The organism is Spirosoma sp. (assembly GCF_048594605.1).
Classification (GTDB): domain Bacteria; phylum Bacteroidota; class Bacteroidia; order Cytophagales; family Spirosomataceae; genus Spirosoma.
Genome location: NZ_JBMDWV010000345.1, coordinates 1 through 13,705 on the forward strand (window position 1 = coordinate 1; position 13,705 = coordinate 13,705).

The 13,705-nt window shown below is 50.3% G+C and carries 12 protein-coding genes; 3 read left to right on the top strand and 9 right to left on the bottom strand.

The window, feature by feature from the left end; genetic code table 11:
- Positions 1 to 79 precede the first annotated feature (79 nt).
- Positions 80 to 853: an SDR family NAD(P)-dependent oxidoreductase gene (locus tag ACOJS8_RS20900; protein WP_420150494.1), complete on the top strand. Its 774-nt coding sequence runs from the start codon at positions 80 to 82 to the stop codon at positions 851 to 853.
- 110 nt (positions 854 to 963) lie between these two features.
- On the opposite strand, the gene ACOJS8_RS20905 is transcribed toward ACOJS8_RS20900, so the two are convergent.
- The 9 genes from ACOJS8_RS20905 to ACOJS8_RS20945 all read right to left on the bottom strand — a co-directional run bounded on the left by ACOJS8_RS20905 (position 964) and on the right by ACOJS8_RS20945 (position 10,739).
- Positions 964 to 2,421 carry a hypothetical protein gene (locus ACOJS8_RS20905; protein WP_420150495.1) on the bottom strand — a complete coding sequence of 486 codons (1,458 nt, stop codon included), beginning with the start codon at positions 2,419 to 2,421 and terminating at the stop codon, positions 964 to 966.
- 261 nt (positions 2,422 to 2,682) lie between these two features.
- On the bottom strand, positions 2,683 to 3,399 hold the full coding sequence (locus ACOJS8_RS20910) for a ferritin-like domain-containing protein (RefSeq protein ID WP_420150496.1): 717 nt from the start codon (positions 3,397 to 3,399) through the stop codon (positions 2,683 to 2,685).
- Positions 3,400 to 3,632: 233 nt separating this feature from the next.
- A complete protein-coding gene (locus ACOJS8_RS20915) occupies positions 3,633 to 4,643 on the bottom strand; it encodes a substrate-binding domain-containing protein (protein WP_420150497.1) in 1,011 nt (336 codons plus the stop codon).
- On the bottom strand, positions 4,640 to 5,584 hold the full coding sequence (locus ACOJS8_RS20920) for an ABC transporter permease (RefSeq protein WP_420150498.1): 945 nt from the start codon (positions 5,582 to 5,584) through the stop codon (positions 4,640 to 4,642). The genes ACOJS8_RS20915 and ACOJS8_RS20920 overlap by 4 nt, the downstream gene beginning before the upstream one ends.
- 80 nt (positions 5,585 to 5,664) lie before the next feature.
- The gene (locus tag ACOJS8_RS20925) at positions 5,665 to 7,053 is read right to left on the bottom strand and encodes a glycoside hydrolase family 140 protein (protein WP_420150499.1); all 1,389 of its coding nucleotides are present in this window, start codon (positions 7,051 to 7,053) and stop codon (positions 5,665 to 5,667) included.
- Positions 7,054 to 7,064: 11 nt separating this feature from the next.
- Positions 7,065 to 7,898: a phosphogluconate dehydrogenase C-terminal domain-containing protein gene (locus ACOJS8_RS20930; RefSeq protein ID WP_420150500.1), complete on the bottom strand. Its 834-nt coding sequence runs from the start codon at positions 7,896 to 7,898 to the stop codon at positions 7,065 to 7,067.
- Between the two features lie 15 nt (positions 7,899 to 7,913).
- Positions 7,914 to 8,735 carry a sugar phosphate isomerase/epimerase family protein gene (locus tag ACOJS8_RS20935; protein ID WP_420150501.1) on the bottom strand — a complete coding sequence of 274 codons (822 nt, stop codon included), beginning with the start codon at positions 8,733 to 8,735 and terminating at the stop codon, positions 7,914 to 7,916.
- A 3-nt stretch (positions 8,736 to 8,738) separates the two neighbouring features.
- Positions 8,739 to 9,749 (bottom strand): GntR family transcriptional regulator, encoded by a 1,011-nt coding sequence (locus ACOJS8_RS20940; RefSeq protein ID WP_420150502.1) that lies wholly within the window; start codon positions 9,747 to 9,749, stop codon positions 8,739 to 8,741.
- 3 nt (positions 9,750 to 9,752) lie between these two features.
- On the bottom strand, positions 9,753 to 10,739 hold the full coding sequence (locus ACOJS8_RS20945) for a nucleoside hydrolase (protein ID WP_420150503.1): 987 nt from the start codon (positions 10,737 to 10,739) through the stop codon (positions 9,753 to 9,755).
- Positions 10,740 to 10,961: 222 nt separating this feature from the next.
- Between ACOJS8_RS20945 and ACOJS8_RS20950 the strand changes: the two genes are divergently transcribed.
- Positions 10,962 to 11,993 (top strand): Gfo/Idh/MocA family protein, encoded by a 1,032-nt coding sequence (locus ACOJS8_RS20950; protein WP_420150504.1) that lies wholly within the window; start codon positions 10,962 to 10,964, stop codon positions 11,991 to 11,993.
- 3 nt (positions 11,994 to 11,996) lie between these two features.
- Complete coding sequence (locus ACOJS8_RS20955; RefSeq protein WP_420150505.1) at positions 11,997 to 13,460, top strand: sugar ABC transporter ATP-binding protein; 1,464 nt, start codon at positions 11,997 to 11,999, stop codon at positions 13,458 to 13,460.
- The last annotated feature ends 245 nt before the right edge of the window (positions 13,461 to 13,705 follow it).

The window sequence follows — 13,705 nt, forward strand, 5'->3', positions numbered from 1 at the left end:
ATAGAGTGATTGAATGATTGAATAAGCTGACGCGCTCCATTCAATCATTCAATCACTCTATCAGTCAATCATTTAACAAATGTTTCAACTTACCAACAAAACCGCCCTCATCACCGGGGGAGCCAGCGGAATTGGGCTGGCTATTGCCAAGACGTTTGCCCAGGCGGGCGCTTCGGTGCACATTCTTGACCTTAACCAGCAACAGGCTGAGCAGGCAGCCAGCGAAATACGTCAGGATGGCGGACAAGCGACTAGCCATGCCATTGACGTATCGAATCAGCAACAGACGGTCGATGTCATCAACGCAATAGCCGCTGCGGGGCCGATTCATATTCTGGTCAACAATGCGGGGGTTTCGCACATCGGGAAAGCGGAGACGACAACCGAAGCGGATTTCGACCGAATTGTACGTATCAATATCAAAGGTGTTTACAACTGCCTGTTTGCTACGATTCCGCATCTGAAAGCAAACGGCGGGGGCGTTATTCTGAATATGGCGTCGATTGCTGCTACGTTGGGCCTCTCCGATCGCTTTGCCTATTCGATGAGCAAAGGGGCCGTACTGAGCATGACGCTATCCGTGGCGAAAGATTATTTGAACGAAAATATCCGCTGCAACTGCATTTCGCCCGCACGGGTCCACACGCCATTCGTCGACGGATTTCTGGCGAAAAACTATCCGGGTCAGGAAGCGGAGATGTTCGACAAACTCTCGAAGTCACAGCCGATTGGGCGTATGGCAAAACCCGAAGAAGTGGGCGCGCTGGCCTTATATTTGTGCTCCGACGAAGCCGGTTTTGTGACGGGTTGCGATTATTTTCTGGACGGTGGTTTCACCCGACTGAATTCGTAAGCGACTGTTTTCGAATGAAATTCTACTGATCTCAATCACACTGCGAATACGTAGTACGGACTGTTTCTACGTATTCGCAGTGCTGAAATAAAATGTATGCACGCGGCAGCTTAAAAGCGCAACTCCCACATTTTGTTGTTCGACCGATCGATGGCGTACACGCGATTTTTTAAGGTAAACGTTTTGTAGCCAACCCATATAGCGTTATTATTCCCCGAACGAATCGTGGAAAGGTCATAACGGGCGATGAGTTGATTAGCGGTCGTTGAATAGCGAATCAGGTCGTCATTCACCGTAAGCAACTGCGTATAAATCCTTGACTCACGAATCAGTTCGGATCGAGCACCTAACCCGAACAATACATCATTGGCCAGCGTAGCAACCAGCGTAGGGTATACATCGTTTTGCTTTTCCGAAATCAGTCTGGCTTCACCGAACTGATCGTTTCCCCTATCATAACTGGCTATATACAGCAGCCCCTTTCCATATTCATCATAATTGCCAAAATAAGCGTAGGGCTGATCAGCCACCGTCAGAAGTGACTTATTACCAACCAGATAATTCACAAGATTCGGTAACGCAAGCGCTTTCAACTCTTTTTGCGTAGCATCAAACCGGATGGCACTCTTCTGATACGTATTACTCAGAAAGACATCATTACCCTGCTGATACGTATAATTATACGAGGCAAGTATCGGTGGATTGGCCGTAGTTAGCTTGTTCCATTGATCCGAATCGGGGTCATACTCCCAATGAAAAGTTGGATTAGGAGCCATCGCATCTGTGTATAGAACATACCCTTTGTTGTTCACACCAAAGACAATGGCAGGCCAGCCGTTAAACCTGTCGCCAGGCTCAATGGTAAGCCGTTGGCGACTTACCCATTTATCCTGGTCAGCATCGTACTGAAACAGATTTCCATCCCGGCCAAGTACATACAGGTTACCCTTGCAAACAAAAGAATAGAAATCGTAACTCAGCGCCGATATTGGAACAGTTGCACGACTGGCAACCGTGATGAGTGTATAGACCGATTTATCAGGCTGCGTAACCCTGAAACGCGTAATGGAATTAAAGGGGGGTCGGGGCAACCAGCTTGGTGTTTGAACACGGGGCGCGGTTACGTATCGTCCGTAATAAACACGCCCATCCTGCATAATAAAATACGGTTCAACGTAATAGTCTTTCCCCGGAACCAGGTTTTGGGTGGCCGCTACAAACTGGTAATTTACGCTATCGAACGAAGCAGTAAGTCGTATGTGCTGCGGATTTTTGATCGACAATACCGAGTCCGTCGTGGAGAGACAGAAGCCATATTCTCGAATGCGTTTAATGGTTAATGGCGACTTTACAATCCTGAAGCGACAGCGAATGCTAAGGTCAGAATTTGCAGTCCTGGTATATATGTCCTGAGAGTCGATATACAAACTATCATTCATGGATTGCATTTCGACGAGCGGTGGTTCTGGAACCGATACAGGCGGTACGGGTGCAGGGTCGTCGACAGAAGGTTGTTTACAACCCGCTACAAACAGCGCACTAACTAAGAACAGATAAAGAAGTTTCATAACAAACGGAGAGCTATCTGGTCTGACAAATATACTCATTCAACAAGTCGTGTTTTCTTTAGCGGGATGTTCATTTTGCGCGTTAGCCGCCCTTTTTCACTGTCATTGCAATACCTGAATAAGAAACGTAAATCAACAACCGGCAATAGCCAGATCTTAAAAGAGTATTGCCGTCATTTCGAGAACAAATATAGTCTGGCTATACACTTCTCAAAATGACGGCAATACGGCGTATTATGATCTTATTGGCCTGAAATCCAACTACCAGGTAGTGTTCGACGTAGTGTCGTTACCTGAGGTAGACCGGGTGGCGCTACCCGTTATCGTCGAGTTGTCTTCGTAGCGAGTACCATCTGGATTAACGACTCCATACCGATCAAAATCACTGGTCTGGTTACGGTCGTTGCTGTACGAATTAGTGTCACCATTGCTCTCATCAGCCGCCCGGTCATTGATAAACGACTCTGCGAGTGAAGTCAGCTTCTTGTCTGCGGTTTTCTCTTCCTCCAGGGTTTGCTCGAGCAGACGGGCGGCTTCGGTATAGCCAAGTACTTTGGCGAACGTAACCACCGAACCATAAGAAGCGATTTCGTGGTGTTCGATTTTCTGTCCAGCGATAATCAGACCTGCATCCCGTGTTAATGAGCCAGAATCAGTGTTCGATACCACACGTTGGGCATCGTCAACCAGACCATCAATCGCGTCGCAGCTTCCTTCTTCAACGTCGATACCAATACTGCTGAACACTTGCTCCAGCCGTGCTACCTGATTTCTGGTTTCTTCCTGGTGCTGCAGAAATGCATTCCTCACTTCATCTGTCGTAGACGCATCAGCCTGTTCGCCCAGTGCGTCTACCGCTTGTTTTTCAGCGTAATAAATATCCTGTAGTTCTGTAACGAACAAACCATGAAGTCCTTCCTGCGTTTCTGGGTCGTTACCACTGAAAAAATTAGCGATGCTTTCTCCAAACGTTGCCATAGCTTTACTATTAGTTTTGATGTTTAATTAGTTGATTGAATTGCCCATCTACTAACCAATTTCGAGCCAGCTACTGACAGTCAGCCAGTTACTTAGATGCCAAATTAATTTTTGTTGTCATTTTTCTACACAATCTGTAGATTATCCCTACAATTCCCCTATACCAAGCTCTGTTCAACAGATAATAAGCTTAACAAAACCTTTATATGGCGGGACTTCACGCCCTGACGTGCTTACGGAGCCGGACGATTAATGAATTCGTTCACGTTTTCTTTGGTGATACGCAGTAAACCTGTGTTCACAGCAGTCGGTACGTTGGTAATGCCAGCTTGCGCATCGCGGGCGGAGAGTCGATTGGTTTGATGCACCATGTCGTAAAGAAATTGCGCGCCATACCACGTAAAGAGTTCGCGCTTTTGCCCCGCCAGCATCTGAATGACCCCTTCCCGAACGAGTTGCAGGTGTTCCGGCTCCCAATCAACAGTGGTAATTTTTACCTTTCCGGCCCGGCCTGCTTCCTTTACGGCCAGTCCGATACCCGGTCCTGAGTTGGAGTCGAAGCCGCACAGACCGGCCAGATCGGGATGCGCAGCCAGCAAATCGGACGTAATACGAGCAGCTTCCTCTACGTTAGCCTTATCATCAAATTTACCCACGACTTCAATGCCGGGGTATTTTTTCACTACGTCCAGAAGGCCCTGAAATCCGGCTTCCATGTTCGTCAATCCCAGGATTCCCATATACGCGATTTTGCCTCTGCCGTTCAGCAGACGTACCATTTCCTTCCCCTGCATCTGCCCGATCTGATACCAGTCGGTGCCCAGGAAAGCGTGCCGTTTCGAGCCAGGAATGTCCGAATCATAAACAACCGTCGGAATACCAGCCGCTACGGCTTTGTCGATAACGGGGCCAATGGCCGGATCAGTACCGTTAATGAGCAAGCCAGTGGGCCGCGTACCGATCACTTCTTCAATGACGCTTATCTGCGCCGGTACGTCCCATTCGGCGGGGCCGAGAATCGATACGTTCACGCCCATTTTTTTGCCCCACCGCTTGAAAGCCGCCTGATCGTGATTCATGTACATCGGCATCGTCACGGCGGTCGTCACCATTACGTATTCCTCATTGCTCCCAAGATTTGTCGAATCCGAAAGCGTATTAAGTGCCGTTGTTGTGCTCGCCTGACGAGGTGGCAGTTCGCAGGAAAAAAGTCCCAACAGACCAAGCAGCCATAATTTTTTCATGCCAGTGCTCCTCGTTTTTGTAAGGCTTTATCGCTCCAGACGGCGGCAATCAGAATCAGGCCCAGAATGATTTCCTGCCAATAGCCCGACACGCGCGCCAGCACCATGATGTTACTGACCAATCCCATAAATACAGCGCCCAGCAACGCACCGATTATTTTTCCATGCCCACCAGACAAACTGGCTCCGCCGAGAATGGCAGCCGTAATGACACGTAGCTCAAGCCCTCGCCCCGCTGTAGGGAGTGCCGTACCAAGCCGGGAAGCCAGCAAAATTCCCGCTACGCCCGCCAGTAAAGCCGTCAGCACAAATCCCCAGAGTTTCATTTGCTTGACACGAATACCCGATAAGTCAGCGGCCTGTTCATTTCCGCCAATGTAATAGTACCGCCGAAAGAAAACCGTTCGGTTCATCAAAAATGCAATCGTAACGACCGTGAGCAGCATGTACCAGACAGGCATCTGAATGCCCAGCAAACGCGACTGACTAAGGGCATTGAACCAGTACGGCAGATTCTGAATACCGGCTCCACTAATCAGCAACGCCCCACCCCGCACAATACCCATCATAGCCAGTGTTTGAATCATTGGATTAATACCCTGATACGCAATGAGATACCCGTTGATAGCGCCAATGAGCCCGGCACTGGCCAGCGCCAGTACCAGCGCCAGCGGAACCGGAAGGCCCAGCGTTATCATAGCGTAGGCCGCTACGCCCCCCGAAAAGGCCACGACCGACCCGACCGACAAATCGAACACCCCCGACACCAGCAGCAACATCATCCCCACCGCCACAATCGTATCGATACTCAGATTGAGCAGGAGTTGGCTCCAGTTGCCGAAGGTCGGGAACGTCTGCGGAAACACGAGAGCCGCTACAAATCCAACCACCAAAATTGTGATAGTCAGCGAGTAGGTTCGTTCCTGAAAGAGTAGTCGCATAAGGTAGTGATGAACGATAAGTGATGAGTGATAAACGATAGGCTGACGCACAAAACTCATCGTTTATCACTCATCGTTCTTCAGAGAGGTTTGTAATTCTTAGCCGCATCGTCCAATACCAGTACCCAATCCTGGCCGTAGCCTTTTGAGGGCGGTGTAAACTGTTTTGGCTGCTGGTTATCGAACGTACCAGCCGATTGTGTTTTTCCGGTGCGCGGATCGAACCACGTAGCGGTCAGGGTTTTGCCTGAAATCTTTCCCGGATTTACGGTGAATGGCTTGCCGACAGTTGAATAGATAAACGCGTAATCGGCTCCACGGGTAGCCTGAATCCGTTCCGACGAGCCAAGGTTATTCTCGACAAGTAATGATTGATCTGGCACGCGTTCAACCTGGGGCCGCGCCGTCATTAACTTTCGAACGTAGCGCATCTGATTGGCACCGGGCAAATCCATCGCTTCTGACCAGTACATATGCGGACCATTCAGTGGAGGTTTTTTTGCATTGTACATCTGCCAGATGTCGTGGCAGCCATACGTGTGGCCGTGGGCTCCCGCAAACAGATCCAGATAGGCGTAAACGCGCACATCGTAGGCGTTGGACGTACCTAAATCTTTCGCGTTGAAACAAACCGGGTGGTCTTCGTAAATGGGTTCAGCATCCATCGTCGGCTTTGTCGGCTGACGGTTGTACGATACGGTAATCTGGTCGTAGACGGGCGTAAACCGGCAGTGCCCATTCTGATGCATGTTGAAGTCGTACCAATCGTCGGCCTGAAACCATTTGGAAGCACCGCCCTCCATCCCGTTCGGCTGCGGGTGATACGTCATCAACGCTTTGTCGGCACCCCCAACGCCCTGCTGAATACCTTCGGCCATAGCCCGCCAGATTGCTACGTCCTGAGAGCCATCGCGCGGCATCCGATCTCCACCCAGGATCCAGACAATGTTTTCGCGATTTTTGTAGCGATTACCAACATAATTTCCGTAGACCTTTGCATTCGTCGGATTGAAAACTTCCGGCCCTTGTCCCCAGGTGCTTTTAAATACCTTGTCGCCCCAGGTCGGCAGAAAACCGATCACGATACCATACTGCGCGGCTTTGTCGATAATGTAATCGACGTGCTTAAAATACGCTTCATTAGGTTTGGTCGGGTCGTTGTCGATTAAGGGCTTATCACCGTAGGGATTGGGATCGTTCAGGCCATCGATCTCAGCCAGGGCAACAGCCTGTACCACCGTAAAGCCCTGTTCGGCCCGCTTTTTCAGGTATTGATCCGCTTCTTCCCGGTTGAGCCGGTGAAACAATTCCCAGGCTGTATCGCCCAGCCAGAAAAAGGGCGTACCGTTCTGATGCACCAGATACCGTTTGTTGTCCGAAACTTTCAATCGGCCATTGGTAAACGGCTGCTGCGCCATTACCAAACTCTGCCAAAGCAGCAAACCAGCCAGAATTATGCGCTTTTTCATAGACAAAAAATTTACCGGGCCGTAATATCCTTCACTTGCTCTCGAATGTCGTCCATCTCGAAAATGCGTTGCCACCCTTCGCGGAACAGAATCGGTTTGGCTCGTTTCGAAATTTTATAAGCCGCGTCGGAGAACGTACCGTTTACTTCTTTGAACAGTACGGCAATCTGAATCCGAAGATGCCCCAGCACAAAATCGCGGGCGGCTGCTTCGGGCACACCCAACGTAACGATACGGTCGTAGCCTTCTTTCACCACTTCCATGCAGGTTTGTGCCAGCGTTTCCACCATCGCCGGTTCCAGAATAGCCATCTGCTCCAGCGTAATTCGGTGCGTATCCTTGATTGGGCCGTACATATCCTGCGAAACCTTCTCCCCTAGTTGGTAGTGTTCCTCCATTCCGCTCATCAACGCGACGACAATGGACTGTTTGGCCGAAATACCCCCGTAAAAATCCCGGAAAGCGGCTTCGGTTGGCTCCCAGTTGAAAACGGACGGATGGCAGGGATGGGCGATTACGTACCCCAGATCGTCGCGGTGGGCAATTACGCCATCTAACGGAGCCGCAGGGTCCAGCGTCAGAACGAGTGCGCCGGGCTTCATCTGCGGAATAATTTCTTCCGATAATTTACCAATCGCTACGTCGGGTAGGGCCAGTATCACCACATCAGCCTCGGATACGGCAGGACCCTGTTCACAGACGGTGACACCCCGTTGGCGCAGATTCTCAATACCCTGTGCAGCAATTTCCAGATACGAAACATCGTAATCCGACAGTTTTCGAAAATTATCCGTCAGGCGGCAGCCCATTTTGCCACCAGCGCCTACTAAAGCAATTTTGGTCATGGTATCGATTCGGGTTTATAAACAGAATAACGTACTCTCTTTCAGATACTTTAGGCTCGCTTCGGCCCAGGCCGCTTCTTTGGCAATCGTGTCGGCCACTGTCGATTCCGGCACAACCCATTGTTCCAGAATAGCCGTCTGACAGCGGTTGTAGGGCTCCACCTGTTCCACCAGCCACGGTATATTCAGCATGCCCTGCCCGGCGATACGTCCGTCGATCTGAAAGCCCATCAAATGCGGCAATCGTTTGATACCAAAGTCTTTCAGGTGCAGGTTGACCGTATAAGGTGCCAGCGTTTTCACGACGTCGGCTAAGCCTTCGCCCGCGCCCATCGAATTCACCGAATCCAGGCAAATGCCAACATTTGCACTACCTACGCGTTCCATGATGTGGGCAAATTCTTGGGCCAGTAGTCGATCATGATTTTCGATGCCTAACGTAACGCCCACTTTTTCCAGCGTAGGAACCGCGTTTTTGAGTATGTCAACGACCTGATCAACACTCGGGCGATACGTCGCTTTATCGATCACGAAACGTAGTAGCCGACTTTGCAGGTACGTGCTCAACTGAATATATAGCTCGATATGCTCGTCCGTTAATCCCTTCGCTCCTACTTCCAGTTGAATATTGCGTAAACGCGCCTGCCGGGCAAACGCAATTAATCGTTCAACGGATAGCTCATCGAGTGGCCAGTTGTCGCCAAACTGTACCAGCGAAACGCCTAACTGTTCGGCCCGACAGAGTAAGGCCAGTTCGTCCATCGGTTCCGGAGGCCGATGCTTCCCGGGATCACCAATTGCCCAGCCGTAGGTGTATGTGCTGATACCAAGCTGCATGATTTACAAGGAGTTTCGTAATGTCAGTCCGCCCGGGTTCGCAATTTTTTCGCGTCGGCGCTCAGAAAGTAATTGTCCGGCGGTTTGGCCCATCTGCGCAAAATCGGTTGAAATAACGCTAATGCCACCGGCCAGAATTTCCTTCATCGGCGTATCATCGTACGAAAGCAGACCTACTTGATGGCCCAGTTTTAATCCCAACCGATCCACGTCTTTCAAAAAGGCAACCAGATCACGGTCGGCAAAAAGCAGAAACGCCTGCTCAGGCTCCACCAACGTAGCATCATACGTATCGACAATCCGGCAGGGGAAATTGTAGTCTTTTCCAAACCGCTCAAACCCAGCCAGTAACCCGGCCGGAACGTACTGAAACCGATCTTTCGCCAGCACCAGCGTCAAGCTCTGGTAGCGTTGCAACCGTTCATAGGCCGCCGTCAGCGCCTGATAGATATCATTCTCAAAATCCTGATAAACAGCCGAATAATCCCCTGGCAATGTTGGCAATGTTTGGTCGAGCAGCAGCAATTTTTCGGGCGAAATCAGCGCCACTACGTCCGTTACGTCGCTTTCGAAATGCGGCATCAGTACATAGGCGTTGAACCGACCGAGATTGTTACGTACCAGCGTTTCGAACACCGACGGATTGTAGTGATGGAAAAACACACTCAACGTAGCGTCGTCGGGCAACGCGGCTTTCAGGGCATCGTAAAGCGTTTCTTTGTAGGCGTTGAGCGTATCAAAAATGACCAGTACGTTCAGTGACGCACGCACATTAGTACTTGCTACGTAGAAGCCCTTGCCGTGCTGCGAACGTACCACCCCCCGCTGGCGTAAATCTTCATAGGCTTTGGCTACCGTTACTTTTGCTACGCCCTGTGTAGCAGCCCATTCACTAATTGACGGTAGTTGCTGGCCCAGAACAAGTGTTCCCCGTTCGATGGCGTTGAGCACCGTTTCAATGAGTTGCTGATATTTGGGTTGCTCCGTAGAGAGCGTAGTGGAATTGTCCTGCATTCGTTAACGTGTCGATTTATAGAGCATCAATTCGTCGATTCGGTTCCGAATCTGGTCGGGTTCGGCTTTAATGGCCAGATACGCATGAATTGGGTTGGCAGGCGCTTTCCATTCGTTACTTCCGTCGGCACTGACGGCACAGTGACCATTTTTCACGATGGAAAAGTAAGCGTCAGGTCCTTCCAGTGCTTCCAGAACAGCCACCTGATCCCAACTGGCGCGCCCTTTGAAATTGTTATACAGCTCATACCCCCGATAGATCGGACTGTTTGGTTTGCAGCGGACCTTGAATTCAGTTCCACCCGTTACGAGCTGATTCCCAACTTCCCAACCCGCAAACGTTACGGGCAGCGTCCATTTAGCCAGGCAATTGACCGTAGACGCCGGATCGGGACGATAAAAATTGGCTTCTTTACCACTCGGGAACTGCCCACCCATACACGACCAGCGTTTCACTTTCCGGGCAACCAGCGCCTGTCCATTAAGTGGGCTAATAGCGTCGGGTGGCGAATCGAGCAGACGGCTTAAACTGGTCAGGTGCCCAATGGTAATAAGCACGACGCTGTTGTCGGGTTCGTTGGCCAGCAAACGCCGATACAAGGACGTACTGTTTTCAGCATCTTTGCTGGATGCGAGCCGATGCGGGAACTCCTGAGCAACGGCCTGCGTGTATTTTGAAAATGATTTCAGCGAATCCTTCTGGCTCACGCCAATCGGCAAACTCCCTCGCCCGAAATACGTATTGATGGCATCGGTGCAGACCGCACTGTATTGTTCATCACTGGTAACGATCACGCCCAGAATCCGCGCTTTGCCCGCCCGTTCGTATGCATGAAGCATCGCCAGAGCCCCTACGTCGTCGACATCCGAATCCATGTCAGTATCCAGAATAACGGCCATAGGATCGGCTTCAGGTGTAGCCAACGTAGCGCAGGGCGTATTTGCCAGCAATCCGAACAGTCCTAAAATCCAGCCAGGTAGCCTGAACATACGTAGTGAATTGACACGCTACTGATCCGTATTACTTTTTCTGGAAAATCTTGTAAATAAAGGAAAAGAAATTACTTTTGCTTTATTTACAACAAGTACAGTAGAGTACAGTAGAGTTGATACAAATGTACAAGACTGTTTTTAAAATAGTCAAACAAAATCCCTTAAAAAGTAAAAAATTAATTCACTCGGTGCGTCCACTCGCGCTGGTACGTAGTGCGTATGAAACCATTAAAATTTGCCGTGATTGGTACGGGCTTCTGGGCAACTTATCAGATTCCAGCGTGGTTTGAGGTCGGTGGTGTCGAACTGGTTGCGCTGTACAATCGGACACGTAGCAAAGCCGACGAGTTTGCCCGGCAGTATAACGTAGCGAACGTATACGATAACATAGACGAATTGCTTAACCGCCATGCCCACGAACTCGACTTTGTGGACATCATTACGGACGTAGACACGCATTCGCTTTTCGCGCTGAAAGCGGTAGAACGTGGCCTGGACGTGATTTGCCAGAAACCGATGAGTACGGGTCTGGACGCAGCCCGACAGATGATGGAAGCCAGTCAGAAGGCGGGTGTGCGGTTGTTCATTCATGAAAATTTCCGCTGGCAGGCACCTATTCGTAAACTGAAAGAAGTCATCGATTCGGGTGTGATTGGAAAGCCGTTCAAAGCGCGCGTTACGTTCTGTTCAGGATTTCCGGTGTTCGATAATCAACCGTTTCTGGCTGATCTGGAGCAGTTTATCCTCACGGATATTGGTTCGCACATTTTGGACGTTTGCCGGTTTTTGTTTGGTAATGCCGAGTCGCTTTATTGCCAGACAGCCCGCGTGAACCCACGAATTAAAGGCGAGGACGTAGCGAACGTACTGATGCGCATGCAGAGTGGTGTTACGTGTTATGCCGAAATGTCGTACGCATCGATTTTAGAAAAAGAATCGTTTCCGCAAACGCTGGCGCTGGTTGAAGGGGAGAATGGTTCGGTACTGCTGACCCACGATTACCAGCTCCGCATTACAACCCGGCAAGGCACCACTATAACAGAAGGCAAACCCACGATTTATTCCTGGCTTGACCCTGATTATGCGGTTGTACACGCGTCAATTGTCGATTGCAATCGGAATTTGTTAGCCGGATTACAGAACACCGGGCAGGCCGAAACGACCGCTGAAGACAATTTCGAAACAGTACGGCTGGTTTACGCAGCATACGAATCGGCGCAACGTAACGACGTAGTGTTTTTGACCCGATAATCTATGCTTCAGCTACGTACCATCAGCAAACATTTCCCCGGCGTAAAAGCCCTCGACAACGTATCAATGAGCGTGAACGCCGGGGAAATTCACGCACTTTGTGGCGAAAACGGCGCAGGAAAAAGTACGCTGATGAACGTTCTGACGGGGAATCTTCAGCCCGACACCGGCCAGATACTGATTCACGACCAACCGGTTCAGATTACAGGTCCGGCTCAGGCTACGGAGCTGGGCATTGCCATTGTGTATCAGCAGTTAAGCCTGGTAGATAGCCTGACCGTTGCCGAAAATATTTATGCGAACCGACAGCCCAAAAATCGGTTTGGTTTCATCCAGTCCAAACAGCTCAATGAGCAAACGCTACGTCTGCTGGAGCAACTGGCCTTAACCGAATTACGTCCGCAAACGCGCGTTGCGGATCTGTCGCCGGGTCAGAAACAGATGGTTGAAATTGCCAAAGCCTTATCACAAAATCCGTCTATTCTGTTGCTGGACGAACCAACGGCTTCGCTCACCGAGCGCGAAACCGCTACGTTGTTTTCGCTGGTTCGTCAGCTTCGGGCGCAGGGGAAAGCCATCGTGTACATCTCACACCGGCTGACCGAAATTTTCACGCTGGCCGACCGCGTATCCGTGCTGAAAGATGGAAAATACCAGGGAACCGAAGCGATAAATGATGTAACACCCGCCTGGCTCATCAGTCGGATGGTCGGCCGGGAAATTTCAACCGAAAAAAGTGAATCCGTTGCTACGTCGGAGGTTTTGTTACGAGTAAAAAACCTGTCGGGCTCGCGTTTTCAGTCGGTCAGTTTTCAACTTCATCGGGGCGAAATTCTCGGATTGGCGGGTTTGGTCGGTGCGGGACGTACGGAAATTGCCCGTGCTATTTTCGGCATTGATCCCCACTCGTCGGGCACGATTCAGTTAAATGGCCAGCCCGTTCAGATTGATCATCCGTCCGATGCCGTACAGTTGGGCATTGGTTACCTTCCCGAAGAACGGAAACGGCTGGGTTTATTTCTGGATCAGTCGGTCGCGCAGAACATCGTAACGGCTAATCCTCCATCGAAAGGCCCCTGGTTTGACGGTCGACAGGTGAAAACGGTGGCGGAATCGTTCCGGCAACAGTTGGGCATCCGCACGCCTTCGGTCAACGAACGGGTCGGGAATCTAAGCGGGGGAAATCAGCAGAAAACGATGCTGGCCCGCTGGCTACTGGCCAATCCGGACGTATTGATTGTGGATGAGCCAACGCACGGAGTTGACGTGGGCGGGAAAGCGGAAATCTATGTTCTGCTCCGTCAGTTAGCGGCACAAGGCAAAGGCATTATTCTGATTTCGAGCGAACTCCCTGAACTGCTGGCCTTGTCTGATCGCATTTTAGTCATACGCCACGGCGAAATCTCCGGCGAGCTACGTAGCGCCGATGCCACCGAAGAACGGATTATGGCGTTGGCGACGGATTGAAGCGAATAGAATAAGTGAGTAATACGACCCCGTTGGGGTCAGATATTTATAGAAACCATAATTGCTATAAACATTTGACCCCGACGGGGTCATACCGAATCAGTATAAACTTTTACCCGACGTAACAACAATTGTCCATAACCTCGGCCTAAAAGCGAAGCTGTTTGAACTTATAAAATGCTATTAAATCATAGTCGTTTTTTTGTCATTCCTCCCTACGGTCGGAATGACAAAAAAAACGACTA